The sequence below is a fragment of the Pseudomonas sp. GW821-FHT07B01 genome (assembly GCF_059419065.1).
Genome location: NZ_JBWKRA010000017.1, coordinates 43,768 through 68,275 on the forward strand (window position 1 = coordinate 43,768; position 24,508 = coordinate 68,275).

20 protein-coding genes and 1 pseudogene are annotated in these 24,508 nt (G+C 61.0%); 12 read left to right on the top strand and 9 right to left on the bottom strand.

The features are described 5' to 3' along the window. Nucleotides 1-107: 107 nt before the first annotated feature. The 5 genes and pseudogenes from aroK to pilM all read right to left on the bottom strand — a co-directional run bounded on the left by aroK (nt 108) and on the right by pilM (nt 4,198). A complete protein-coding gene (aroK, locus tag AC07S6_RS18820) occupies nt 108-626 on the bottom strand; it encodes a shikimate kinase AroK (protein WP_003187914.1) in 519 nt (172 codons plus the stop codon). Between the two features lie 4 nt (nt 627-630). Next, nucleotides 631-1,887 (bottom strand): annotated as a pseudogene (locus AC07S6_RS18825) (type IV pilus secretin PilQ); the annotation flags it as partial. 138 nt (nt 1,888-2,025) lie between these two features. Further along, nucleotides 2,026-2,997, bottom strand: a complete 972-nt coding sequence (locus AC07S6_RS18830) for a pilus assembly protein PilP (RefSeq protein ID WP_495112777.1) — start codon at nt 2,995-2,997, stop codon at nt 2,026-2,028. Continuing rightward, nucleotides 2,994-3,545 (bottom strand): PilN domain-containing protein, encoded by a 552-nt coding sequence (locus AC07S6_RS18835; protein ID WP_495112778.1) that lies wholly within the window; start codon nt 3,543-3,545, stop codon nt 2,994-2,996. Before AC07S6_RS18835 ends, AC07S6_RS18830 begins: the two co-directional genes overlap by 4 nt. Further along, nucleotides 3,542-4,198: a type IV pilus biogenesis protein PilM gene (gene pilM / locus AC07S6_RS18840; protein WP_495112779.1), complete on the bottom strand. Its 657-nt coding sequence runs from the start codon at nt 4,196-4,198 to the stop codon at nt 3,542-3,544. Before pilM ends, AC07S6_RS18835 begins: the two co-directional genes overlap by 4 nt. A gap of 233 nt (nt 4,199-4,431) precedes the next feature. Between pilM and AC07S6_RS18845 the strand changes: the two genes are divergently transcribed. Beyond that, nucleotides 4,432-6,894: a penicillin-binding protein 1A gene (locus AC07S6_RS18845; protein ID WP_495112799.1), complete on the top strand. Its 2,463-nt coding sequence runs from the start codon at nt 4,432-4,434 to the stop codon at nt 6,892-6,894. A 212-nt stretch (nt 6,895-7,106) separates the two neighbouring features. Here AC07S6_RS18845 and AC07S6_RS18850 read toward each other — a convergent pair whose 3' ends face one another. The 3 genes from AC07S6_RS18850 to rpmE all read right to left on the bottom strand — a co-directional run bounded on the left by AC07S6_RS18850 (nt 7,107) and on the right by rpmE (nt 9,612). After that, nucleotides 7,107-8,375, bottom strand: a complete 1,269-nt coding sequence (locus AC07S6_RS18850; protein ID WP_014716577.1) for a malic enzyme-like NAD(P)-binding protein — start codon at nt 8,373-8,375, stop codon at nt 7,107-7,109. A gap of 182 nt (nt 8,376-8,557) precedes the next feature. Next, a complete protein-coding gene (locus tag AC07S6_RS18855; protein WP_490614866.1) occupies nt 8,558-9,364 on the bottom strand; it encodes a thermonuclease family protein in 807 nt (268 codons plus the stop codon). Between the two features lie 14 nt (nt 9,365-9,378). Next, complete coding sequence (gene rpmE, locus AC07S6_RS18860; protein WP_005784030.1) at nt 9,379-9,612, bottom strand: 50S ribosomal protein L31; 234 nt, start codon at nt 9,610-9,612, stop codon at nt 9,379-9,381. Between the two features lie 338 nt (nt 9,613-9,950). Between rpmE and AC07S6_RS18865 the strand changes: the two genes are divergently transcribed. The 10 genes from AC07S6_RS18865 to AC07S6_RS18910 all read left to right on the top strand — a co-directional run bounded on the left by AC07S6_RS18865 (nt 9,951) and on the right by AC07S6_RS18910 (nt 22,839). Further along, entirely contained in the window at nt 9,951-12,170 is a 2,220-nt protein-coding gene (locus AC07S6_RS18865; protein WP_057975393.1) for a primosomal protein N', read from the top strand. 204 nt (nt 12,171-12,374) lie between these two features. Then, nucleotides 12,375-14,111 (top strand): arginine--tRNA ligase, encoded by a 1,737-nt coding sequence (gene argS / locus AC07S6_RS18870; protein ID WP_019817938.1) that lies wholly within the window; start codon nt 12,375-12,377, stop codon nt 14,109-14,111. A 1-nt stretch (nt 14,112) separates the two neighbouring features. Beyond that, nucleotides 14,113-14,814 (top strand): SPOR domain-containing protein, encoded by a 702-nt coding sequence (locus AC07S6_RS18875; RefSeq protein WP_003187899.1) that lies wholly within the window; start codon nt 14,113-14,115, stop codon nt 14,812-14,814. 220 nt (nt 14,815-15,034) lie between these two features. Beyond that, nucleotides 15,035-15,565 (top strand): ATP-dependent protease subunit HslV, encoded by a 531-nt coding sequence (hslV, locus tag AC07S6_RS18880; protein WP_003171209.1) that lies wholly within the window; start codon nt 15,035-15,037, stop codon nt 15,563-15,565. A 37-nt stretch (nt 15,566-15,602) separates the two neighbouring features. Then, a complete protein-coding gene (gene hslU / locus AC07S6_RS18885) occupies nt 15,603-16,940 on the top strand; it encodes an ATP-dependent protease ATPase subunit HslU (protein WP_044270712.1) in 1,338 nt (445 codons plus the stop codon). A 160-nt stretch (nt 16,941-17,100) separates the two neighbouring features. Then, a complete protein-coding gene (locus tag AC07S6_RS18890; protein WP_034125568.1) occupies nt 17,101-17,478 on the top strand; it encodes a gamma-butyrobetaine hydroxylase family protein in 378 nt (125 codons plus the stop codon). Between the two features lie 249 nt (nt 17,479-17,727). Continuing rightward, nucleotides 17,728-19,407 (top strand): class II poly(R)-hydroxyalkanoic acid synthase, encoded by a 1,680-nt coding sequence (gene phaC / locus AC07S6_RS18895; protein ID WP_495112780.1) that lies wholly within the window; start codon nt 17,728-17,730, stop codon nt 19,405-19,407. A 165-nt stretch (nt 19,408-19,572) separates the two neighbouring features. Further along, on the top strand, nt 19,573-20,418 hold the full coding sequence (gene phaZ / locus AC07S6_RS18900) for a poly(3-hydroxyalkanoate) depolymerase (RefSeq protein WP_019820034.1): 846 nt from the start codon (nt 19,573-19,575) through the stop codon (nt 20,416-20,418). Nucleotides 20,419-20,508: 90 nt separating this feature from the next. Then, nucleotides 20,509-22,191 (top strand): class II poly(R)-hydroxyalkanoic acid synthase, encoded by a 1,683-nt coding sequence (gene phaC / locus AC07S6_RS18905; protein WP_191948820.1) that lies wholly within the window; start codon nt 20,509-20,511, stop codon nt 22,189-22,191. Between the two features lie 27 nt (nt 22,192-22,218). Next, nucleotides 22,219-22,839: a TetR/AcrR family transcriptional regulator gene (locus tag AC07S6_RS18910; RefSeq protein ID WP_020302373.1), complete on the top strand. Its 621-nt coding sequence runs from the start codon at nt 22,219-22,221 to the stop codon at nt 22,837-22,839. A gap of 7 nt (nt 22,840-22,846) precedes the next feature. On the opposite strand, the gene AC07S6_RS18915 is transcribed toward AC07S6_RS18910, so the two are convergent. Next, nucleotides 22,847-23,542 (bottom strand): response regulator, encoded by a 696-nt coding sequence (locus tag AC07S6_RS18915; RefSeq protein ID WP_495112781.1) that lies wholly within the window; start codon nt 23,540-23,542, stop codon nt 22,847-22,849. 339 nt (nt 23,543-23,881) lie between these two features. On the opposite strand from AC07S6_RS18915, the gene AC07S6_RS18920 reads away from it, so the two are divergent. Further along, nucleotides 23,882-24,460 carry a fimbrial protein gene (locus AC07S6_RS18920; protein ID WP_495112782.1) on the top strand — a complete coding sequence of 193 codons (579 nt, stop codon included), beginning with the start codon at nt 23,882-23,884 and terminating at the stop codon, nt 24,458-24,460. Nucleotides 24,461-24,508 lie beyond the last annotated feature (48 nt).

Sequence of the window (24,508 nt, forward strand, 5' to 3'; positions counted from 1 at the left end):
GTATTAACGACCGGCACTGTCGAACTCTCGACACCGCCTGGTGGCTCTACGCCATACCTTATAAGGTCATGGCGCGCCGCCGAGAATAGCGCATTTCGGGCCAGGCTTTAACGGGGTGGCAACCGTTGCAGGCGCTCAAGGATGTCAAGTACGACCATCCGAGGTGGCCGCTCATCGGTTTCCACCACCAGATCGGCGATTTCCCGATACAGCGGATCGCGCAGCGCCAGCAGGTCCCGCAGGGTTTTGGCCGGGTCGGCGGTGCGCAGCAACGGGCGATTGCGATCACGGGCGGTACGGCCCACCTGCTGTTCGACCGACGCGTGTAAATACACCACCCGACCACCGGCATGCAGCGCTCGACGGTTTTCATCGCGCATGACGGCGCCACCGCCGGTCGCCAATACCACGCCATCGCAGCCGCACAGCTCGGCAATCATCGCCTGCTCGCGGTCACGAAAGCCCAGCTCGCCTTCTTTATCGAAGATCCATGGGATATTGGCACCCGTGCGCAATTCAATTTCCTTGTCGGAATCTTTGAACGGCAGGCGCAGCTCTTTGGCCAGCAAACGGCCGATGGTGCTTTTTCCAGCCCCCATCGGCCCTACAAGAATCAAATTTCGCACAGAATCAACGACTCACAGCAATCGCCTGGTTATTCATGATACGCGGAGTCAGGAATACCAGCAGCTCGGATTTTTTCTCCGCCAGCACATCGCGCCGGAAAAGGCGGCCAAGATACGGCACATCGCCCAAAAATGGCACTTTATCTACCACTTTGCTCTGGGTGTTGGAGAAAACCCCGCCAATGACGATGGTCTCGCCATCCCTGACCAGAACCTTGGCGTTGACCTCGTTTTTCTTGATCGGCGGCACGTCATTGAGCCGGTTCAGGTAGTCGGGCTCATCCTTGGTGACCTTGACCGCCATGATCACATGGTCGTCGGGGGTGATTTGCGGCGTGACTTCAAGCGACAGCGAAGCCTCTTTGAACGACACCGAGGTGGCGCCCTGGGAGGTGGATTCCTGATAAGGAATCTCGGTGCCCTTGAGGATGCGTGCAGTCTCTTTGTCGGAGGTGACGACCTTGGGCTGCGAGACGATCTCACCGTTGCCGGTTTTTTCCATGGCGGTCAGCTCCAGGTCCAGCAACAGGTTGTCGGTGATATAGGCGATCCCCAGGCCCGAGGTTCCGGCCAGCGACCCCAAGTCGACAAAGGGTGAACTGGGTGGGTTTTGCGGCGGCTCGGCACCCTCCGCCGGCGGCTTGGCAATACCGCCAACGTCGCCGTTGCCGCGGGTGAGCCGCCCACCCCAGCGCACACCCAGGCTTTTGTCGTAGTCGACATTGGCCTCCACAATCCGCGCCTCGATCATGACCTGGCGTACCGGGATATCCAGTTGCGCCACGATGCGCCGCAGCTCTTCGAGCCGCTCGCCAGTCTGGTAGGCGATGATGTTGTTGGTGCGGTCATCCACCGCCACCGAACCGCGCTCATCGGTGGCGCCCTCAAAGCCGGTCACCGACTGAAACAGCTTGGCCAGGTCGGCGGCCTTGGCGTAATTGACCTGCAGCAGCTCCCGACGCAAGGGCGCCAGCTCGGCCATCTGCTTGCGCGACTCCAGCATCAGCAGCTCTCGGGCAGCCAATTCATCGGCGGGCGCCACCAGCAGCACGCCCGCCTTGACTCGCTTGTCCAAGCCCTTGGTTTGCAGTACCAGGTCCAGAGCCTGGTCCCAGGGCACATCCTTGAGCCGCAGGGTAATCGAGCCCTGCACCTCATCGCTGGTCACCAGGTTGAGCCCGGCGACATCGGCGATTTGCTGCAATACCGCACGCAAGTCGATGGCCTGGAAGTTCAGGGTCAGTTTTGCGCCTGTATAGCTGATCGGCGGGGCACTGTCGGGCGGCGGAAGTTGGATGAGGTCCAGGCGATTGGGCACAGCAGCAGCCATCGGTGCCGTGAACGCTATCCATAGCGCCACACCGAAGGACGAGAAGGTCCTTTTCATTGTTTGATTCCGTTATGAGTTGACGTTCAGCACAAGGGTTCGCGGGCGTTCGAGCCAGGCGCCCTGTCCATCGGGAAACAGCTCCACCAGCTCGACAGCAGCGTCTTGAATGGCCGTGACCTGGCCATGGTCCGGCCCCAGGTAATCACCCACCGCCAGCCGATACACCCTGGCCCCAGCCCGCAACAAGGCAAAGGCCTGCGCACCACGGGACAACGTGCCGACCATTTCGAACTGATCGAGGCGCATACCCTCCAACAGTCCCCGTGGCCGGGTGAAATCCGGGGCAAGGGCCGGCCGGCCCGGAACGTGGGGTGCCTGCAAAGCGGGCGGCGTGAACGGGTCGCGCAAGGACGAGGGCTCGTAGACAAATTGCGGCCCTGGGTCGAGCACCTGGCGGGCCTTGCCGTTTTGCAGGGTGCTGCGATAGGTCTTGGCGAGCATGTTCAGACGCAACAAGGCACCCTGATGCCCGAGCGCAACATCCTGCACGGTAACGACCCGCGGCAACCCACCCAAGGCACTGACAAACGTCGCCAGGTCGTGGTAAACCCCGGACGCGCTTATCTGCATGGGTTGTTCGATATAAAGCTGCCGAGGCGCTTCATCCAGCACGGTGATGCCTTCGACCCACACCCCATGGGCAGACGCCAGCCGGGCGATGTCTTCCAGCACGGCAGGCAGCTCGGACTCGCCGGGCAATTGCCCTAGAAGGCTGGCAAGGTTGTCTTCCATGCTCCGGACTTGCCGGGTGCGCAGCTCAAGGCTCGCGGCCAGGTCGGTCTTTTCTGTGAGTTGCTGCTGCAGCGCCTGCTCCCGCGCCTCAAGCCCGTGCAATCGCTCCCGCTGCGGCCCCCCATGCGAAACCTCGCCCAGCACCAGCACCAGGCCGGCCAGCGCACAGCCAAGCAACACCTTGCCCGGCAGGGACCATTTGGCAGCGTTGTAAGAAAGCGTGGAAAAATCGAGCCTGGGCAGGCTCATGGTTGCGCCTCACTGGACTCTCCCTGACGCACCATCAGCTGGAATTCACTTTCGCCGCGTGCACCTTCGGCTTGCACGCGCTGCAGACGGGTCGAACTGGAGCCGTGGATTGGCTTGAGCTGCTGCATCAAACGGGCGATATCCTGGTTGCTTTCTGCCGTGCCGCGAATGCTGATGGTGTCGCCGTTCGCAACCACCTCATGCAGATGGACACCTTCAGGCACCGAGCGAGCCAATTGCTCGAACAATCGAGCACCGGAAGAGCGGGCATCGTGCAGGTCCTGAACCACCTTCATGCGTTCGGCCAGTTGCTGGCTTCGCTCCTGCAAGTCGTCGATGGTCCTGATCCGCGAGTCCTGGGTAGCGATGTGCTCTTCCAGGCGGCTGTTGCGGCTTACCTGCCGGTCTATCGCCTGGTCGATCACTTGATCAGCCAACCACAGTGCCGCGAGCGCCACGCAGGCAAACGCCAGCAATAGCACCAACAGGTATTTACGCCTGCGCTCCGCGAGGGCCTGGCGCCAAGGCAAAAGATTGATTCGTGTCATCCAGCGAAACTCCTCAGGGCCAGCCCGCAAGCCACTCCCATCCCTTGGGCATCCAAGGCCCATTGTGCACCATCGACTCTGTGACCCGGCGTGAAGCTGGCAAAATCCTGAAGGCAAGCGCGCTCCAATGCAAACCCTTCTACATCGACCACCCGCGGCACCAGCCCCGCCAGGGCCAAAACCGCCTCGCGCGCTTCGACCTGCTCACGCAGGCAAGCCGCCAACATCACCTCTACCCACTGCGGGCCTTGAGCCGATGGCCCTTGAACCTGAAAGTCGATGGCCACCTCGTCCAATGGATAGGGGATGAACTGGTCGGCTTCCATCTGGATCTTCCAGGCCATTTCCTCATCACTGAGGCCGGCGTCCATGTCAATCAGCCGGGTAATTACCGACGGGCCCGCAACCGCCACGGCGGCGTACCGGGCCGAGGTACCCAGGCGCGACAGTGCCTGTTGCAGCATACGGCCCACACCCTCAAGGTCCAGCAAGGTGCCGTCCACCACCGCCTGGGGCGGCAGCATTTGCATAACGTAGCCCTGGACGCTGAAACCCGCTGATGAACGGCCTAGTTCGATCAGCTTGATGCCGCTGTCATTGATATCGACCCCCAACACCGTGTCGACTTTTCGCCTGAAAAATCCCTTTCCCATAAAACTCCCCAAAACTTTCCCTGTCATACCGGCTGTCATCTCGCCTGATTGCTGCCAGGCACCTTGCATTCGGTCGGCTTGTTCAAGGCTCGCGAATGACGCCCCAAGCCGAAAAATGCTTTAATGCCCAGCGTTTTTTCCCGCTTTTTATCTGCTGCCCGGGTCGATCCATCGTTTGCCATGCATGCCCCGACGCGTAACTCTTTCTTTTCTCTGGAAATCCAAAAGCCTTGATTCGTCTGCTGAAGTTTTTCGGGTACTCCATTGTCGCCATCGTCTGCGGGCTGCTGCTCGTGTTCAGCGGGGCCTACCTCTACCTTAGTCCGGGTTTGCCCTCCGTAGAGGCCCTCAGAAGTATCCAGTTGCAGATTCCTTTGCGGGTCTACAGCAGCGATGACAAGTTGATCGCGGAGTTCGGCGAAATGCGCCGCACACCGATCCGTTTCGCCGATATTCCACCCAATTTCATCAGCGCATTGCTGTCCGCCGAAGACGATAATTTCGCCAACCACTACGGCGTAGACCCCAGCAGCCTGGTGCGTGCAGCCACACAACTGGTAAAAAGCGGACATATTCAATCGGGCGGCAGCACCATCACCATGCAGGTGGCGAAGAACTTCTTCCTCACCAGCGAGCGCAGCTTTTCCCGCAAGGCCACCGAAATCCTGCTGGCGCTGCAGATCGAACGCCAGTTGACCAAGGATGAAATCCTCGAGCTGTACGTCAACAAAATCTACTTGGGCAACCGCGCCTACGGCATCGAGGCCGCGTCCCAGGTCTATTACGGCAAGTCGATTCGTGACGCCAGCCTGGCGCAGATGGCCATGATTGCTGGCCTGCCCAAGGCACCTTCGCGCTTCAACCCGCTGGCCAACCCGGCGCGCAGCAAAGAACGCCGCGACTGGATCCTGGGCCGCATGTACAAGCTGGGCAAGATCGACCAGGCCGCTTATGAAAGCGCCGTGGCCGAGCCGCTGAATGCCAGCTATCACGTGCCGACGCCCGAAGTGAATGCACCCTATATCGCTGAAATGGCCCGCGCCGAGATGGTTGGCCGTTATGGCAGCGAGGCCTACACCGAAGGTTTCCGCGTCACCACGACGGTGCCGAGCAACTTGCAGGAAATCGCCAACCATTCGGTACATGAAGGCCTGATCACTTATGACCAGCGTCACGGCTACCGCGGTCCCGAGTCCCGCCTGCCGGGCAAGACCCTGAGTGCCTGGACCACCGAATTGAGCAAACAGCGTTCGATCAGCGGCCTGGACCCGGCCATCGTTACCCAGGTATCGAAAGACGGCATCCAAGTGCTGACCCGTTCTGGCGAAGCCCATGTAGCCTGGGACAGCATGAAGTGGGCACGCCCGTTCCTGAACACCAACAGCATGGGCGCGATGCCCAAGCAGCCCTCCGACGTGGCCCAGGTGGGTGATCTGATCCGCGTGCAACGCCAGAAGGATGACAGCCTCAAATTCAGCCAGGTGCCGCTCGCCCAGGGCGCCCTGGTGTCCCTGGACCCGCAGAACGGTGCGATCCGCGCACTGGTCGGCGGCTTTGCCTTCGAGCAGAGCAACTACAACCGCGCTACCCAGGCCAAGCGCCAGCCGGGCTCCAGTTTCAAGCCGTTTGTCTACAGTGCCGCGCTGGACAACGGCTACACCGCCGCCAGCCTGGTCAACGACGCGCCAATCGTGTTTGTCGACGAATACCTGGACAAGGTCTGGCGCCCGAAGAATGACACCAACACGTTCCTCGGCCCGATCCGTATCCGCGAGGCGCTGTACAAGTCGCGCAACCTGGTGTCGATTCGCCTGTTGCAGGCGATGGGCGTAGGCAAGACCATCGACTACATGACGCGCTTTGGCTTCGCCAAGTCGGACCTGCCGCCGAACCTGTCCCTGGCCCTGGGTACCGCAACCCTCACGCCGATGGAAATCGCCACCGGCTGGAGCACCTTTGCCAACGGTGGCTACAAGATCGCGCCTTACCTGATCGACAAGATCGAAAGCCGCAATGGCGACACCCTGTTTACTGCCAATCCGCCACGGGTACCGGGTGATGTGGTCAATGGCGTGGCGGCAACCGACGGCCTTGCGGCACCGAGCAACGGCGGTATCACCATCGAGCCGACGCCAGGCACGCCGTCGGCCGCAAACGCCAGCGCACCGACCGAACCGCAAGCGCCAGCGGTTGCCGAGCGCATCGTGGATGGCCGTACTACCTACATCCTCAATAGCATCCTGCAAGACGTGATCAAGAAGGGCACCGGCCGCCGCGCACTGGCTATGGGTCGTGCGGATATCGCTGGCAAGACCGGTACCACCAACGAGTCCAAGGACGCCTGGTTCTCCGGCTACAACGGCGACTACGTGACCACCGTGTGGACCGGCTATGACCAGCCTGAAAGCCTGGGCCGCCGCGAGTTTGGTGGCACCGTCGCCCTGCCGATCTGGATGAGCTACATGGGCGCAGCGCTCAAGGACAAGCCGCTGCACACCCAGCCAGAGCCGGAAGGCATCCTCAGCCTGCGCATCGACCCGATCAGTGGCCGCGCAGCTTCACCGAGCACGCCGAATGCGTACTTCGAGCTGTTCAAGAGCGAAGACACACCGCCGTCGGTCAATGAGCTGGGCAATGGCGCAGTGCCGGGCAGCCCGCTGCCGGCGGATGAAGGTGCGCCGATCGATTTGTTCTGACCTGATCACGCTGATCGGCCGATCGTTCCCACGCTCCGCGTGGGAATGCATCCTGTGACGCTCTGCGTCACGACCTTAAAAGCAGACGCGGAGCGTCCAGGTGGGCATTCCCACGCAGAGCGTGGGAACGATCAGCCACGGGACATCAGCCACAAAAAAGCCCCGACTGATCACTCAGGCGGGGCTTTTTTTGCGGGTGTGTCTACAACGGCTTAGCCGTTGAACACATCATCCACGCTTTGCAGCGGGTAGTTCTTTGGATACGGCAGGGTAGCCACACCAGTCTCGATAGCGGCCTTGGCCACGGCATCGGAGATCAGGGTGATCAGGCGCTTGTCCATTGGTTTCGGAATGATGTACTCACGACCGAATTCCAGCTTGGCACCACCGTAGGCGTCGCACACGTCCTGAGGTACCGGCAGCTTGGCCAGTTCACGCAGGGCGTTGGCAGCGGCCACTTTCATTTCTTCGTTGATGCGCTTGGCGCGAACGTCCAGGGCACCACGGAAGATGAACGGGAAGCCCAATACGTTGTTGACCTGGTTCGGGTAGTCCGAACGGCCGGTGGCCATGATCACGTCGCTGCGAGTGGCGTGGGCCAGTTCTGGAGAGATTTCCGGATCCGGGTTGGAGCAGGCGAACACGATAGGGTTCGGCGCCATGGATTTGAGGCCTTCAGCGCTCAGCAGGTTCGGGCCGGACAGGCCAACGAACACGTCGGCACCGTCGAGGGCGTCAGCCAGGGTGCGCTTGGAGGACGGATGGGCAAACATCGCCTTGTACTGGTTCAGGTCGGTACGCTCGGACTGAATCACGCCCTTGCTGTCGACCATGTAGATGTTTTCCAGCTTGGCGCCCATGCTGATGATCAGCTTCATGCAGGAAATGGCCGCGGCACCGGCGCCCAGGCAGACGATTTTCGCCTCGCCCAGGGTTTTGCCAGCAATTTCCAAGGCGTTGATCATGCCGGCCGCGGTAACGATCGCGGTGCCGTGCTGGTCATCGTGGAATACCGGAATGTCGCACTGCTCGATCAGGGCCTTTTCGATCTCGAAGCACTCAGGCGCCTTGATGTCTTCCAGGTTGATGCCACCGAACGTGATGGAAATGCGCTTGACGGTGTCGATGAACGCCTGCGGGCTTTCGGAATCGACTTCGATGTCGAAAACGTCGATGCCGGCAAAGCGCTTGAACAGCACGCCCTTGCCTTCCATGACTGGCTTGGAAGCCAATGGGCCGAGGTTACCCAGGCCCAGAATCGCGGTGCCATCGGAAATCACTGCAACCAGGTTGCCTTTGCCGGTGTACTTGTACGCCAGCTCTGGGTCACGGGCGATTTCACGTACGGGTTCGGCAACACCAGGGCTGTAGGCCAGCGACAGGTCGCGGGCAGTGGCAGTGGCTTTGGTGAGCTCTACACTCAGCTTTCCTGGACGAGGATTGGCATGGTATTCGAGAGCGGCAGTTTTCAAATCAGACATATCGGCATTCCGCTTTTACTGTTGGTCGACGGACCGCCGAGGATACGCGTGTCGTAAAGTCCCTACAAGACTGGGCAGTCACAGGTGTCAAGGGCCCTGGGCTACGACTTTTGGCCAAGAGCCACGGGATACAAGGGCTCAACTGTTCACAATCAAAATAAAAAATGTCTACAATTTTTTCTTCAAAGCGTCGATTTCAGCATGCCGGGATCTGTTATTGGCAACAGCCAGCGTGATTGACCTTTTTTCAGGCCGCCACGACGGGCGCGATCCTGCACCCAACCGCGCACCTCAAGGGTGCGACCTTGCAGACCATCGAGCATGGCCGTATCGAACTGGCTGATCAGCTCGGGCGCAATACGCAATACCAGTGAACCCTGCAGTTCAATCCAGATTCCACCGCGATTGCGCTCGATCTTGCTGACCCGACCGGCCACCAGGGCAAACCCGGAGCGCTTGAGATTCGCCACGCTTTGCACTGGCGATTGGCGCCACAGCCCGCGTCGTGCCTGGCGGGCGCTGTTTTCGGCCGCCTGCTGGCAGGCCACCAGGTCTATATTCGGCGCCACGCCCACTTGGTACCCCAGGCCCTCGGCCAGCAGTTGCGCCTCCAGGTTCTCGCCATTGGCGCCGTAGAGGTGAGCCAGGGTGCGCCCGTAATGATCTTTGCCTTCGCGCCCCGGCACCAGGCCGACACGCCCATCGCTGGCCTTGACCAACGCCTGCAGGCGCTGGCGGGCGGCGACAGCGAATGGCTCGTCAGGGCGGCCCTTCTTGCCGGTTTCCGGCGCGTTGAGGCCGATCATGCGCACGCTGCGACCGTCCTTGAGGCGCACCGTGTCGCCATCCACCACGCGCTGCACATCGACGCGGACGACGGCTGCCGGCGCAGGGCAAAATGCATCGGCCTGAGCGGTTGCCAGCCAAATTCCAGGCACAAAAAAGGCGCCCACAAGGGACGCCTTTTTCAACAGCAGGTAAAAGCCCATAAGGCTCTTGAACCTTACTCTGCTGGAGTAGCAGCAGGCTTCTTGCCGAAAGCACCAAAGCGATCTGCGAAGCGCTGTACGCGGCCGCCGGTGTCCAGAGTTTTCTGCTTACCGGTGTAGAACGGGTGGCACTCGTTGCATACGTCAGTACCCAGTGGCTTGCACAGGTTCGAACGAGTTTCGAACTTGTTGCCGCAGCTGCAGGTGACTTCGATGGTTTCGTACGCTGGATGGATATCGGCTTTCATGGCACTTCCTCGGGCTAGCGTGCCGCCACTCGACACTATTGTCGAATACCGCACGTAATTAGGCCGCGGATTCTACCAGACCTTTTTAATCACGCAAGCGGCGGGAATGGTCGAAAACTTCCTTTCATCAGATATTCCTCACACACCGCCGTCAATGTGGGAGCCGGGCTTGCCCGCGAAGGCGGTGTGTCAGTCACTGCATCTGTTACTGCACTAGCGCTTTCGCAGGCAAGCCAGCTCCCACAAGATCCGGTTCCAGTACTGGAGACGTGACAACCCCGGTCTGCTAGGCTCCCGCCCCTGCGCCACCGCTTGCCTTAATAGATGAGACTCCTCGCGTGCCCGACGCCATTTTGCGCCTAGCCCTGCCCTCGCCCCTGCGCCGCCTGTTCGATTACCGGGCCCCGCCCGGCGTGTCGCGTGCGCAGTTGCAGCCGGGCATGCGCGTGCGCGTGCCGTTCGGACGCCGGGAAATGATCGGCATTCTGGTGGAAGTCACCGACCACAGCGAAGTGCCTGCCGAAAAGCTCAAGCCGGCAATTGCCCTGCTCGACGCCACACCACCGCTGCCGCCCGCGCTGTTCAAGCTGTGCCTGTGGACCGCGCAGTATTACCAACACAGCCTGGGCGATACCTTGAGCTGGGCGCTGCCGGTGCTGCTGCGCCAGGGCGAACTGGCCGAAGCGCGCCAGGAGCGTTTCTGGTCGATGGTGCCGGGCGCACGCCTCGACGACCCGCGCATCGCCCGCGCCCCGCGCCAGCGTGAGGCCCTGGCCACCTTGGCACAGCACCCACACGGCGTGGCCCATCAGCTATTAAGCAAGCTGATGCTGAGCAAAGACAGCCTCGACCTGCTGCTGGCCAAGGGCCTGGTGCAGGTGGAAATCCGCAAGCACGCCCCGGACCCGCGCCACGAACACTGGCTGGCCCAGCCGGAGTTGCCGCTGAACCCCGAGCAACGCGCCGCGTATGAGGCGATTCGCGCCGGTTTCGACAGTTTCCATGCATTCCTGCTGGCCGGCGTCACCGGCAGCGGCAAGACCGAAGTCTATTTGCAACTGATCCGCGAAACCCTGCAGGCGGGCAAGCAGGCACTGGTGCTGATCCCCGAGATCAACCTGGGCCCGCAGACCGTGGCGCGTTTCGAGCAACGCTTCAATGCCCGGATCGCCCTGGTACACTCGGCGGTCAATGACCGTGAACGCCTGGAGTCGTGGCTGGCGGCGCGGGATGGCGAGGCCGACATTATTATCGGCACGCGCTCAGCACTGTTCACGCCGATGAAAAACCCCGGGCTGATCATCGTCGACGAGGAGCACGATGGCTCCTATAAACAGCAGGAAGGTTTGCGCTACCACGCCCGCGACCTCGCGCTGGTACGCGCCCGCCAGGAAGACATCCCGATTGTGCTGGGCTCGGCCACGCCGTCCCTGGAAAGCCTGCACAACGCCTACACCGGCCGTTACGGGCTGCTGCGCCTGAACGAGCGTGCTGGCGGCGCCAAACAACCGCGCTTCCTGCGCCTGGACGTGAAAAGCCGTCCGCTGGACAGCGGTATTTCCGGCCCGATGCAACAGGCCATTGGCCAGACCCTGGCCGCCGGCCAGCAAGTATTGGTATTTCTCAACCGCCGCGGCTTCGCCCCGACGCTGCTGTGCCATGACTGCGGCTGGATGTCCGGGTGCGAGCGCTGCGATGCGCGCATGACGGTGCACCAGCGCCACGGCGAGTTACGCTGCCATCACTGCGGCCATGTGGAACGGGTACCGCGCCATTGCCCGCAGTGCGGCAAGGTGGACCTGCGGCCCGTGGGCGCCGGCACCGAGCGCGCCGAAGAACGCCTCGGCATTCTGTTCCCGGACTACCCGGTGCTAAGGGTGGACCGCGACAGCACATCGCGCAAAGACGCCATGAACCAACTGTTCACCACCATCCACAAAGGCCAACCGTGCATCCTGGTGGGCACGCAGATGCTTGCCAAAGGGCATCACTTCCCACGGGTGACCCTGGTGTCGATCCTGGATGCCGATGGAGGACTGTTCTCCGGGGATTTTCGCGCCAGCGAACGCATGGCGCAGTTGATCGTGCAGGTGGCAGGACGCGCCGGGCGGGCCGAAGAGCCAGGCAGGGTGATTATCCAGACGCACCTGGCCGACCACCCGCTGCTGATTCAACTGACGGAACAAGGCTACTTTGCCTTCGCCGAACAGGCCTTGAGCGAACGCCGCGCCGCCGGCCTCCCGCCCTTTGCGCACCTGGCGCTGCTGCGTGCCGAAGCTCACAAACCCGGGCAGGCCGAAGGCTTTCTTGATGAGGCCTGCAGCGCCGCTGAGCGTTTATTGGGCGAACTGGCCCTCAGTGGCATCGAACTACTCGGCCCGGTGCCAGCGCCCATGGAGCGGCGCGCCGGACGTTATCGCGCTCAGCTACTCTTGCAGGCAACCTCCCGCGCCCCGCTGCATCGGCTATTAAGTCGCTGGATGCTTGAGCTGGAGCAACTGCCCAGCGGTCGGCAGGTGCGATGGTCGTTGGATGTAGACCCGGTAGATTTGTATTGAGGGTAATTACGTCACCGCAGGCAAGCCAGCTCGCACATTATGAAATGTAAACCCCCTTAAATGTGGGAGCGGGCTTGCCCGCGAAGAGGCCCGCAGGTCCGCCATATAGTCTGAACGGTTGGCAAGCCCGCCCTCGCCACGGATAATGCCCAGTTTTTCCACCTGCGCATCGCGCGCCGCCGCTTGCGGTCGAAAGAGAACACCATGAAAGACACCATTCGCCAGCTGATCCAACAAGCCCTCACCCAACTCGTCAACGAAGGTGTGTTGCCTGAAGGCCTGTCGCCGGCGATCCAGGTGGAGAACACCCGCGACAAGACCCATGGCGACTTCGCCAGCAACATCGCGATGATGCTGTCCAAGCCGGCCGGCATGAAACCGCGCGACCTGGCAGAAAAAATCATCGCAGCCCTGCCGGCTGATGCCAGTGTCACCAAGGCCGAAATTGCCGGCCCAGGCTTTATCAACTTCTTCCAGAACACCCAGGCCCTGGCGTCGCGCCTGGATGCCGCCCTGGCCGATGCGCGCATCGGTGCACGCAAGGCCGGCGACAGCCAGCGCGTGGTCATCGACCTGTCGGCGCCGAACCTGGCCAAGGAAATGCACGTGGGCCACCTGCGCTCCACCATCATTGGCGACGGCGTGGCACGGGTGCTGGAATTCCTCGGCGACACCGTGATCCGCCAGAATCACGTTGGCGACTGGGGTACCCAGTTCGGCATGCTGATGGCCTACCTGCAGGAAAACCCGATCACCAGCAACGAGCTGGCCGACCTGGAAAACTTCTACCGCGCCGCCAAAAAGCGGTTTGACGAGTCTGAAGAGTTCGCCGACCGCGCACGGGGCCTGGTGGTCAAGCTGCAAGCCGGCGACGAAGAGTGCCTGGCGCTGTGGAACCGCTTCCGTGAAATTTCCCTGTCTCATTGCCAGGAAATCTACGAGCTGCTCAATGTGAAACTGACCATGGCCGACGTGATGGGCGAAAGCGCCTACAACGACGACCTGATCAACGTGGTCAACGACCTCAAGGCCAAGGGCCTGCTGGTCGAAAGCAACGGCGCCCAGTGCGTGTTCCTCGAAGAATTCAAGACCGCCGACGGCGAGCCGCTGCCGGTGATCATCGTCAAGGCCGATGGCGGCTACCTCTACGCCACCACTGACCTGGCCGCCGTGCGTTACCGCAGTGGCGTGCTCAAGGCTGACCGTGCGCTGTACTTCGTCGACCAGCGCCAGGCCCTGCACTTCCAGCAGGTGTTCGAAGTGGCGCGTCGCGCCGGTTTCGTCACCCACCCGATGCACATGGAGCACATGGGCTTTGGCACCATGAACGGCGCCGATGGCCGCCCCTTCAAGACCCGCGACGGCGGCACCGTGAAGCTGATCGACCTGCTGACCGAAGCCCAGGAACGTGCCTACAACCTGGTGAAGGAAAAGAACCCGGAGCTGGCCGAGGCGGACCTGCGTAATATTGCCCGCGTGGTGGGCATTGGCGCGGTGAAATACGCCGACCTGTCCAAGCACCGCACCAGCGACTACAGCTTCAACTTCGACCTGATGCTCAACTTCGAAGGCAACACCGCGCCGTACCTGCTGTACGCCTACACCCGCGTGGCCGGGGTATTCCGCAAGCTGGGCAAGGACTTCAGCGAAGTCGAAGGCCAGATCGCGCTGGACGCCGCCCACGAACAGGAACTGGCGGCCAAGCTCGCGCAATTTGGCGAAGTGCTCAACAGCGTTGGCGAAAAAGGCACGCCGCACATCCTGTGCACCTATTTGTACGAAGTGGCCGGCCTGTTCTCCAGCTTCTACGAGAACTGCCCGATCCTGACCGCCGACGACGAAGCCCAGAAACAAAGTCGCCTGCGCCTTGCCGCATTGGCTGGACGCACCCTCAAGCAAGGCCTGGAACTCTTGGGCCTGGAAACTCTGGAGCGTATGTAAGTTGGCTGCCAAGAAAAAACCTGCACCCAAGCGCGGCGCCAGCCGCTACCAGGCCCCGGCGAAGCAACCGATTCCGGGTTGGTTGTGGATGGCCATCGGCCTTACGGTCGGCGCATTTATCGTGTTTCTGATGAAGCTGGAGCCCGGCCAGGGCGATGACGTCAAGCGCGTCAAACAGGAGCAGCAAAAGGCCACTAAGATCGCCGAAGCCAACAAGACCGCGCCGAGCCCGACTGCACCGGTAAAGCCCAAGTACGACTTCTACACGCTGCTGCCGGAATCGGAAGTGATCGTGCCGCCTGACGCCGTGCCGGAAAAAACCCTGCCGACGCCACAAGTGCCGACCACGCCGGTAACCCCAGCGGAAGCGGCGAAAATCGACACGGCGCGCGCCCAGGCCGCGCTGGCCGGTATCACGCCGCCGCCAGCACCGCCGGTGGCTGCAACCAAGGCTGCGCCGGTGACCAAGTTCTTCCTGCAAGCGGGCTCGTTCCCGAAACAGGCGGATGCGGACCGTGTACGCGCACAGATCATTCTGTTGGGCCAATCGGTATCGGTTGAGTCCGGCACGGTGAAGGATGCGACTTGGTATCGCGTATTGGTGGGGCCGTTCAGCAACCGTGAACAGCTGACCGTGGCGCAAAAGCAATTGGCCGGCGCCGGGTTTAGCAACCTGTTGTTACAACAACGCCAGAGCCGCTGACTCATACTCACTGATCGTTCCCACGCTCCGCGTGGGAACGTGCCCCTTGACGCTTTGCGTCACAGAGCAGGCGCAGAGCACCCAAGGCGGCATTACCACGCGGAGCGTGGGAACGATCACCACTCGTCCGCCCTGCCTCCCTACGGTTGAAATCCCCCTCGCCACCCCCATATGAGTTTCCATCAGGGCATTTTCGCCCCGCTGCGTGGAGACTCTCCCCTTGACCACCATCGTTTCAGTACGTCGCCACGGCAAAGTTGTCATGGGCGGCGACGGCCAGGTTTCCCTGGGCAACACCGTGATGAAAGGCAACGCCAAGAAAGTGCGCCGCCTGTACCACGGCCAGGTGCTTGCCGGCTTCGCAGGCGCAACCGCCGACGCCTTTACCCTGTTCGAGCGTTTCGAAGGCCAGCTTGAGAAACACCAGGGCCACCTGGTGCGCGCCGCTGTAGAGCTTGCCAAAGAATGGCGCACCGACCGCTCCCTCAGCCGCCTGGAGGCTATGCTGGCGGTTGCGAACAAAGATGCTTCCCTGATCATCACCGGCAACGGCGACGTGGTTGAACCCGAGCATGGCTTGATCGCCATGGGTTCAGGTGGCGGCTACGCCCAGGCTGCGGCCAGCGCGCTGCTGAAGAAAACCGACCTGTCGGCCCGTGAAATCGTCGAGACCGCCCTGGGTATCGCTGGCGATATCTGCGTGTTCACCAACCACAACCAGACCATTGAGGAGCAGGACCTCGCCGAATAAGCCCTGGGCTTATTCAGGCTTGAGGCCGCCAAACACTATGTCCATGACTCCCCGCGAAATCGTCCATGAACTCAACCGCCATATCATCGGCCAGGACGATGCCAAGCGCGCCGTTGCCATTGCGCTGCGTAACCGCTGGCGCCGGATGCAACTGCCGGAAGAACTGCGCGTTGAAGTAACGCCCAAGAACATCCTGATGATCGGCCCTACCGGCGTCGGCAAGACCGAGATCGCTCGGCGGCTGGCCAAATTGGCCAATGCACCGTTCATCAAGGTCGAAGCGACCAAATTCACCGAAGTCGGTTATGTGGGCCGCGATGTCGAGTCGATCATTCGCGACCTGGCTGACGCCGCCCTGAAGATGCTGCGCGAACAGGAAGTGACCAAGGTCAGCCATCGCGCCGAAGACGCCGCTGAAGAGCGCATCCTCGACGCCCTGCTGCCACCGGCACGCATGGGTTTCAACGAAGACGCCGCACCTTCGTCGGATTCCAACACCCGTCAGCTGTTCCGCAAGCGCCTGCGTGAAGGCCAGTTGGATGACAAGGAAATCGAGATCGAAGTGGCCGAAGTGTCCGGCGTGGATATCTCTGCCCCGCCTGGCATGGAAGAAATGACCAGCCAGTTGCAAAACCTGTTCGCCAACATGGGCAAGGGCAAGAAGAAAAGCCGCAAGCTCAAGGTCAAGGATGCGCTCAAGCTGGTGCGCGACGAAGAAGCCGGGCGCCTGGTCAATGAGGAAGAACTCAAGGCCAAGGCCCTGGAAGCGGTCGAGCAACATGGCATTGTGTTTATCGATGAGATCGACAAGGTGGCCAAGCGTGGTAACTCCGGCGGCGTGGATGTCTCCCGCGAAGGCGTGCAGCGCGATTTGCTGCCGCTGATCGAAGGCTGCACGGTCAACACCAAGCTGGGCATGGTCAAGACTGACCACATCCTGTTTATCGCCTCCGGTGCCTTCCACCTGAGCAAGCCGAGCGACCTGGTGCCCGAGCTGCAAGGCCGCCTGCCGATTCGGGTGGAACTCAAGGCACTGACGCCGGGCGACTTCGAGCGCATCCTCAGCGAACCGCATGCCTCGCTCACCGAGCAGTACCGCGAGCTGCTGAAAACCGAAGGGCTGGGTATCGAATTCCAGGCTGACGGTATCAAGCGCCTGGCGGAGATCGCCTGGCAGGTCAACGAGAAGACCGAGAACATCGGTGCCCGTCGCCTGCATACCTTGCTTGAGCGCCTGCTTGAGGAAGTGTCGTTCAGCGCCGGCGACATGGCCGGTGCGCAGAATGGCGAAGCGATCAAGATCGATGCTGACTACGTCAACAGCCACTTGGGCGAATTGGCGCAGAACGAAGACTTGTCTCGTTATATCCTGTAAGCCTCACCCAATGTGGGAGTGGCTTGTGTGGGAGCTGGCTTGCCTGCGATAGCATCACTTCAGTGTTCCTGAAACACCGAGGTGCCTGCATCGCGGGCAAGCCCGGCTCCCACGTTGGTCCCTTCCACATTTTGGGCCGGTTCCTTCAGGGTTATCTCCAATGTCGAAATTTCCTACCGCAGTAAACCTGCACAAAACCTCCAATACCCTCGGCCTGACCTACGGGCCAGACGAAACCTACCAGTTGCCCGCCGAATTCCTGCGGGTGCACTCCCCTTCTGCCGAGGTCCAGGGCCACGGCAAACCCATCCTGCAATTCGGCAAGCTCAACGTCCGGTTGATCAAGCTGGAACCGGCCGGCCAGTACGCACTGAAATTGACCTTCGACGACGGTCATGACAGCGGACTGTTCACCTGGGACTATCTCTATCAGCTGGCCGTACGTCAGGACGCTCTATGGGCCGACTACCTGGCCGAACTCAAAGCCGCTGGAAAAACCCGCGATCCGAGTGAGTCGGTCGTGCGGCTGATGCTCTAGCACAGGGGTCTTGCTGTTTAGAGCGCATTTTCTAATTTCATCTGCTTGAATGCCCTGTCGCGTGGCCAACGATTGGCCTGCTTGCGAAAAAAAATAAACTCGGGTAACCAATGGAGCTGGCAAGTTCCCTGCATTTGACGATGCGGTATCAACGGTCACCCGAGTCGCAGTACCAGGCTGGTGTCGTGTATCGAAATTGGGTGCGCAGCAATCGCCGGTACTCGTCTTTCGGACAATGGAGCGTCGTAGATGAGTAACAAGAATAACGATGACTTGAAACGCCAGGCCTCGGAAAACACCCTGGGGTTGAACCCGATCATCGCGTTACGCAAAAAGGATTTATTGGCCTCGGCCAAGATGGTGCTGACCCAAGCCATCAAGCAACCGTTGCACAGCGTCAAGCACGTCGCCCACTTTGGCGTTGAATTGAAGAATGTGATGTTCGGCAAATCCGCGCTGGTGCCCGAGGGCGACGACCGTCGCTTCAACGACCCGGCCTGGAGCCAGAACCCGCTCTACAAACGTTATTTGCAGACTTACCTGGCGTGGCGCAAGGAGCTTCACGACTGGATCGACGACAGCAACCTGTCGGCACAAGACATCAGCCGCGGCCACTTCGTGATCAACCTGATGACCGAAGCCATGGCCCCCACCAACAGCGCGGCCAACCCGGCGGCGGTCAAGCGCTTCTTTGAAACCGGAGGCAAAAGCCTGCTCGACGGCCTTTCCCACCTGGCCAAGGACATGGTGCACAACGGCGGTATGCCCAGCCAGGTCAACATGGGCGCCTTTGAAGTCGGCAAGACCCTGGGCACCAGCGAAGGCGCGGTGGTGTTTCGCAACGATGTACTGGAGCTGATCCAGTACAAGCCCATCACCGAACAGGTACACGAACGCCCGCTGCTGGTGGTACCGCCGCAGATCAACAAATTCTACGTCTTCGACCTGTGCCCGGATAAAAGCCTGGCACGCTTCTGCCTGCGTAATGGCCAGCAGACCTTTATCGTCAGTTGGCGCAACCCCACCAAGGCCCAGCGCGAATGGGGGCTATCCACCTATATCGAGGCGCTGAAGGAAGCGGTCGATGTGGTCACGGCAATTACCGGCAGCAAAGACGTGAATATGCTCGGTGCCTGCTCCGGCGGCATCACCTGCACCGCACTGTTGGGCCACTACGCGGCGCTGGGCGAGAAGAAGGTCAACGCCCTGACGCTGCTAGTGAGCGTGCTGGATACCACCCTGGACACCCAGGTGGCGTTGTTTGTGGATGAACAGACTCTGGAAGCGGCCAAGCGCCACTCCTATCAGGCCGGCGTGCTGGAAGGCCGCGACATGGCCAAGGTCTTTGCCTGGATGCGCCCCAACGACTTGATCTGGAACTATTGGGTCAACAACTACCTGCTGGGCAACGAGCCGCCGGTGTTCGACATCCTGTTCTGGAACAACGACACCACACGCTTGCCGGCCGCGTTCCATGGCGACCTGATCGAACTGTTCAAAAACAACCCATTGGTACGGGCCAACGCCCTGGAAGTGTGCGGCACGCCCATCGATCTCAAGCAGGTCACTGCCGATATCTATTCCCTGGCCGGCACCAACGACCACATCACGCCGTGGCAGTCCTGCTACAAGTCAGCGCAGTTGTTCGGCGGCAAGGTCGAGTTTGTACTGTCCAGCAGCGGGCATATCCAGAGCATCCTCAACCCGCCGGGCAACCCCAAAGCGCGCTACCAGACCAGCGAGGGCCTGGCCGGCAGTGCGCTGGAGTGGCAAGAAGATGCGACCAAGCACACCGATTCGTGGTGGCTGCACTGGCAGGTGTGGCAGGCGGAGCGGGCGGGAAAACTGAAAAAAGCCCCGACGACATTAGGCAATAAAACCTATGCAGCCGCTGAAGCGGCGCCGGGTACCTATGTACATGAACGCTAGGCATTCTTGTGATTGAAATGAGATCAGATGTGGGAGCTGGCTTGCCTGCGATAGCGATGGGCCTGCTCACTAATCGCGGCCTGAAAGAATGCCATCGCAGGCAAGCCAGCTCCCACACTGACCGAGTTCCTACAGACCAATAGCACCACTTCACAGGGCTTGAGCATGGCGCAACCGTTCATCTTCCGTACCATCGACCTGGATGGCCAGACCATCCGCACGGCGGTACGCCCGGGCAAGCCGCACTTGACCCCGCTGCTGATCTTCAACGGCATCGGCGCCAACCTTGAGCTGGTGTTTCCGTTCGTCCAGGCCCTGGACCCGGACCTGGAAGTGATCGCCTTCGACGTGCCCGGCGTGGGCGGATCCTCGACGCCGAACCGACCCTATCGCTTCCCCGGCCTGGCCAAGCTCACCGCACGTATGCTCGATTACCTCGACTACGGCCAAGTGAATGCCGTGGGCGTGTCCTGGGGCGGAGCGCTGGCCCAGCAATTTGCGTATGACTACCCCGAGCGCTGCAAGAAATTGATCCTGGCGGCCACCGCAGCCGGGGCCTTCATGGTGCCGGGCAAACCGAAGGTCTTGTGGCTGATGGCAAGCCCCAGGCGCTATATCCAGCCGTCCCACGTGGTGCGCATTGCACCGATGATTTATGGCGGCTCGTTCCGCCGTGATTCCAAACTGGCCGCCGAGCACGCCAGCAAAGTGCGCTCGGCCGGCAAGCTGGGCTACTACTGGCAACTGTTTGCCGGGCTGGGCTGGACCAGCATTCACTGGCTGCACAAGATCCGCCAGCCCACCCTGGTGCTGGCCGGGGACGATGACCCGCTGATCCCGCTGGTCAACATGCGCATGCTCGCCTGGCGCATCCCCAATGCGCAGTTGCACATCATCGACGACGGCCACCTGTTCCTGATCACCCGGGCCGAAGCCGTGGCGCCGATCATCATGAAGTTTCTGGAGGAGGAGCGCCTGCGCGCCGTGATACATCCGCGACCGGCGGTGTGAAGGACCACACCACCGCGCAACTTGCCAGGAACCGACTATGGTTCTGGATTGGCGTGCCTGCTTGATGACTTGACGAAGGAGTGTTGGCTCATGCGAGAAAGACCCGTGACGAACCCGGCGCCCACCCCCGCTGCGTTCATCAACGCGCAAAATGCGATCACCGGCCTGCGCGGCCGGGACTTGCTGTCGACCCTGCGTACCGTCGCCGCGCACGGCCTGCGCAACCCGGTGCACACCGCTCGCCACGCCCTGGCCCTGGGCGGCCAGCTAGGCCGCGTGCTGCTGGGTGAGGCCGTGCACGAACCCAACCCCAGGGACCATCGCTTCAGCGACCCCACCTGGAAGCTCAACCCGCTGTACCGCCGCAGCTTGCAAGCCTATCTGAGCTGGCAAAAACAGACACGGCAGTGGATCGACGACAGCACCCTCAGTGACGATGATCGCGCCCGCGCGCAGTTCGCCTTCGCCCTGCTCAACGATGCTGTCTCCCCTTCCAACACCCTGCTCAACCCGCTGGCGATCAAGGAGCTGCTCAACTCCGGCGGCAACAGCGTGGTGCGTGGCGTGAGTAACTTGTTCGAAGACCTGCTGCACAACAACGGTTTGCCGCGTCAGGTCAGCAAGCACGCCTTTGAAGTGGGCAAGACCGTGGCGACCACGCCCGGTTCGGTGGTGTTTCGCAATGAGCTGCTGGAGCTGATCCAATACAAGCCCATGAGCGAAAAACAGTACGCCAAGCCACTGCTGGTGGTGCCGCCGCAAATCAACAAGTACTACATTTTCGACCTGAGCCCGGCCAACAGCTTTGTGCAATACGCGCTCAAAAACGGCCTGCAGACCTTTATGGTCAGCTGGCGTAACCCGGACGTGCGACATCGCGAATGGGGCCTGTCCACCTACGTGGCGGCGCTGGAAGAAGCGCTCAACGTGTGCCGGGCCATCACTGGCGCTCGCGAGGTCAACCTGATGGGCGCCTGCGCCGGGGGCCTGACCATCGCCGCGCTGCAAGGCCACCTGCAAGCCAAGCGCCAGTTGCGGCGCATCTCCAGCGCCAGTTACCTGGTAAGCCTGCTCGACAGCCAGATCGACAGCCCCGCAACCCTATTCGCCGATGAACAAACCCTGGAGGCCGCCAAGCGCCGCTCTTACCAGCAAGGCGTGCTGGATGGCCGCGACATGGCCAAGGTGTTTGCCTGGATGCGCCCCAACGACTTGATCTGGAATTACTGGATCAACAATTACCTGCTGGGCAAGGAACCGCCGGCGTTCGACATCCTGTACTGGAACAACGACAACACGCGCCTGCCCGCCGCCTTGCACGGCGATCTGCTGGATTTCTTCAAGCACAACCCCCTGAGCCACCCTGGCGGCCTGGAGGTATGCGGCACGCCCATCGACTTGCGCAAGGTCGCGGTGGACAGCTTCAGCGTGGCCGGCATCAACGATCACATCACGCCGTGGGACGCGGTGTACCGCTCCACGCAACTGCTGGGTGGCGAGCGGCGCTTCGTGCTGTCCAACAGCGGGCATATCCAGAGCATCCTCAACCCACCGGGCAACCCCAAGGCCAACTACGTCGAGAACCTCAAGCTGAGCAGCGACCCGCGCGCCTGGTATTACGACGCCCAGCACGTCGAAGGCAGTTGGTGGCCGCAGTGGCTGGAGTGGGTGCAAAAACGCTCCGGTGTACAACGCGAAACCCTCACCGCTCTGGGCAACCAGAATTACCCACCGATGGAAGCGGCGCCGGGCACTTACGTGCGCGTGCGATGAGCTCAAACATCACATTAAGAAGACTGGATGAAGACCCGCGACCGTATCCTTGAATGTGCCTTGCAGTTGTTCAACCACAAGGGCGAACCGAACGTGTCGACCATGGAGGTGGCCAATGAAATGGGGATCAGCCCCGGTAACCTCTACTACCACTTCCATGGCAAGGAGCCGTTGGTACTGGGGCTGTTCGAGCGCTTTCAATGCGAGCTGGCGCCGCTGCTCGACCCGCCTGCCGATGCGCAACTGGAGGCTGAGGACTACTGGCTGTTTTTGCACCTGATTGTCGAGCGCATGGCCCACTATCGCTTCCTCTTCCAGGACCTGTCGAACCTGGCCGGGCGCCTGCCGAAGCTGGCCAAGGGGATCCGCAATCTGCTTACCGCGCTCAAACGCACCCTGGCCTCCTTGTTGGCGCGGTTGAAGGCTGCGGGGCAACTGGTCAGTGACACCCAGGCACTGGGGCAGTTGGTGGAACAGATCACCATGACTCTGCTGTTCTCCCTCGATTACCAACGCGTACTGGACCGTGAAGGCGAGGTACGAGTGGTGGTGTACCAGGTCATGATGCTGGTAGCGCCGCACCTGCTGTCACCTGCACGCCAGGCCACCGAACGCTGGGCCTTGCGCTACCTGGATGATCCGCTTTGACCGGTGCTTACTCAGGCCCGCCGAATTGCTGAATGAATTTGAAAAGTTCACTGTCATTGCGCACGCCCAACTTCCGATAAGCCGATTGTTTCTGCGTACTGATAGTACTTGCACTGCGGGAGAACTTTGCCGCAATCGAACTGACTGACATGCCATCGAGAAAACAGCGCAACACTTCGCGCTCTTTGGGTGTGAGCCCGGAGGTCAATGACAGCGTCGCTGAAACATTGACCGTCGACTTCACAGTGATGAGATCAAACGCAGAGTGTTTGCCCTGTAATGTCGCCAACATACAAGGTTGTATATAAAGCCGCCCTTGAGCGACAGTTCGGATAGCCGTGATCAGCTCGGTCAGATTCTGAGTCTTACCCAGAATGCCCCAACATCCAGCCTTGAGCGCCAGCGAGACTGTCGCAGGCGAATAATCCGAGGAAACGATCAATGCCCGGCACTGGCTGAAACGCCTGCCCAGCGTCTGGAGCAGACTGAGGCCGTCGATGTCTGACGGCGCCAGCACGAAGTCCATGACGACCACATCGACCCGCTGACGGGCCAGCGCCTCCAGCAGTTGCCGGCCCGTACCGTAGGAGCCGGTCACCTGAATGTCGGCCTCGGCATTCAATCCCAGTGCGATACCTTGGCGAACCATCTCGTGGTCATCCAGCAGCATGACGGTACAGATGGCCAATGGTGAAGTTGTCATAACGAGCCCCGCATAAATCAATGCAGTACTGCACGCTATAGACCAGCCTTATGCAGGGTTCAATAAGCGGACACAACAGTACTACATTTACTTACGGCAACTTCCTACAGAAACAACTGAGGAAACTTTACCCAACCAAAAATCCATACAAAAAAAACTAAACAAAACAAAACGCTTTCGAACAATCACGAACCAAAACTCGAGACTTCGCTATAGAGCGCATTCACTTTTAGATACAAATTATGCCAGCCCGCCCCATGAAAAAAATTCGACAAGAACCTCAGGCACTGCGCTTAAACCTGCGGCGGATAACTTCAATAACTCGAGATCGGAAACAGAATGAAAGCCAACGTTTTATCTGCCATTGCAACCGCCCTGGCCTTGAGCGCCACGATGACGCCATCGGTGTACGCCGCGGACGGCGTGATCAACTTCAGTGGCCTGGTGACCGACGTGACCTGCACCGTCGAAGGCGCGGCTCCGGGCACGGGGGCTGTGGTCAAGGACGTGAACCTGGGTGGCGTCTCTGCCGCACGCCTGGCCACGGAAGGCAGCCGTGCCAACCTGACCGGCTTCACCATTCGCATCGGCGCACCGGGTGAGGGCAGTTGCACCAACGGACGCACCGCCATGGTTGCCTTCGATCCGACCAGCCCGGCCATCGACGTGGCCACTGGGCGCTTGAACATTGATGGCTACGACGATCCATCGGATACCACCAACGCCAAGAACGTCCAGGTGGAGGTCACCAGCCGCAGCGGCACGCCGATCAACGTCTACACCGAAAAATCCGAAGGCGTGGTGATCGCCGATAACCAGGCAACCATCCCACTGGCTGCACAACTGTACGCCAGCGGCCCGGCCACCGAAGGCAAGGTCAACACCCGGGTCGGGTTCATGATCGAGTACGCCGAGTAAAGTGCCAGCGAGCCTGTGAAGGCAGGCTCCTCCCTGGGTAAAGAGACC

Bases quoted from the DNA above. Each gene is read 5' to 3' on its own strand.
- AC07S6_RS18830 (WP_495112777.1), bottom strand. From the start codon at position 2,997: ATGAGCCTGCCCAGGCTCGATTTTTCCACGCTTTCTTACAACGCTGCC.
- AC07S6_RS18835 (WP_495112778.1), bottom strand. From the start codon at position 3,545: ATGACACGAATCAATCTTTTGCCTTGGCGCCAGGCCCTCGCGGAGCGC.
- pilM (WP_495112779.1), bottom strand. From the start codon at position 4,198: ATGGGAAAGGGATTTTTCAGGCGAAAAGTCGACACGGTGTTGGGGGTC.
- AC07S6_RS18850 (WP_014716577.1), bottom strand. From the start codon at position 8,375: ATGTCTGATTTGAAAACTGCCGCTCTCGAATACCATGCCAATCCTCGT.
- AC07S6_RS18855 (WP_490614866.1), bottom strand. From the start codon at position 9,364: ATGGGCTTTTACCTGCTGTTGAAAAAGGCGTCCCTTGTGGGCGCCTTT.
- rpmE (WP_005784030.1), bottom strand. From the start codon at position 9,612: ATGAAAGCCGATATCCATCCAGCGTACGAAACCATCGAAGTCACCTGC.
- argS (WP_019817938.1), top strand. From the start codon at position 12,375: ATGAAAGACACCATTCGCCAGCTGATCCAACAAGCCCTCACCCAACTC.
- hslU (WP_044270712.1), top strand. From the start codon at position 15,603: ATGTCCATGACTCCCCGCGAAATCGTCCATGAACTCAACCGCCATATC.
- AC07S6_RS18890 (WP_034125568.1), top strand. From the start codon at position 17,101: ATGTCGAAATTTCCTACCGCAGTAAACCTGCACAAAACCTCCAATACC.
- phaC (WP_495112780.1), top strand. From the start codon at position 17,728: ATGAGTAACAAGAATAACGATGACTTGAAACGCCAGGCCTCGGAAAAC.
- phaZ (WP_019820034.1), top strand. From the start codon at position 19,573: ATGGCGCAACCGTTCATCTTCCGTACCATCGACCTGGATGGCCAGACC.
- phaC (WP_191948820.1), top strand. From the start codon at position 20,509: ATGCGAGAAAGACCCGTGACGAACCCGGCGCCCACCCCCGCTGCGTTC.
- AC07S6_RS18910 (WP_020302373.1), top strand. From the start codon at position 22,219: ATGAAGACCCGCGACCGTATCCTTGAATGTGCCTTGCAGTTGTTCAAC.
- AC07S6_RS18915 (WP_495112781.1), bottom strand. From the start codon at position 23,542: ATGACAACTTCACCATTGGCCATCTGTACCGTCATGCTGCTGGATGAC.
- AC07S6_RS18920 (WP_495112782.1), top strand. From the start codon at position 23,882: ATGAAAGCCAACGTTTTATCTGCCATTGCAACCGCCCTGGCCTTGAGC.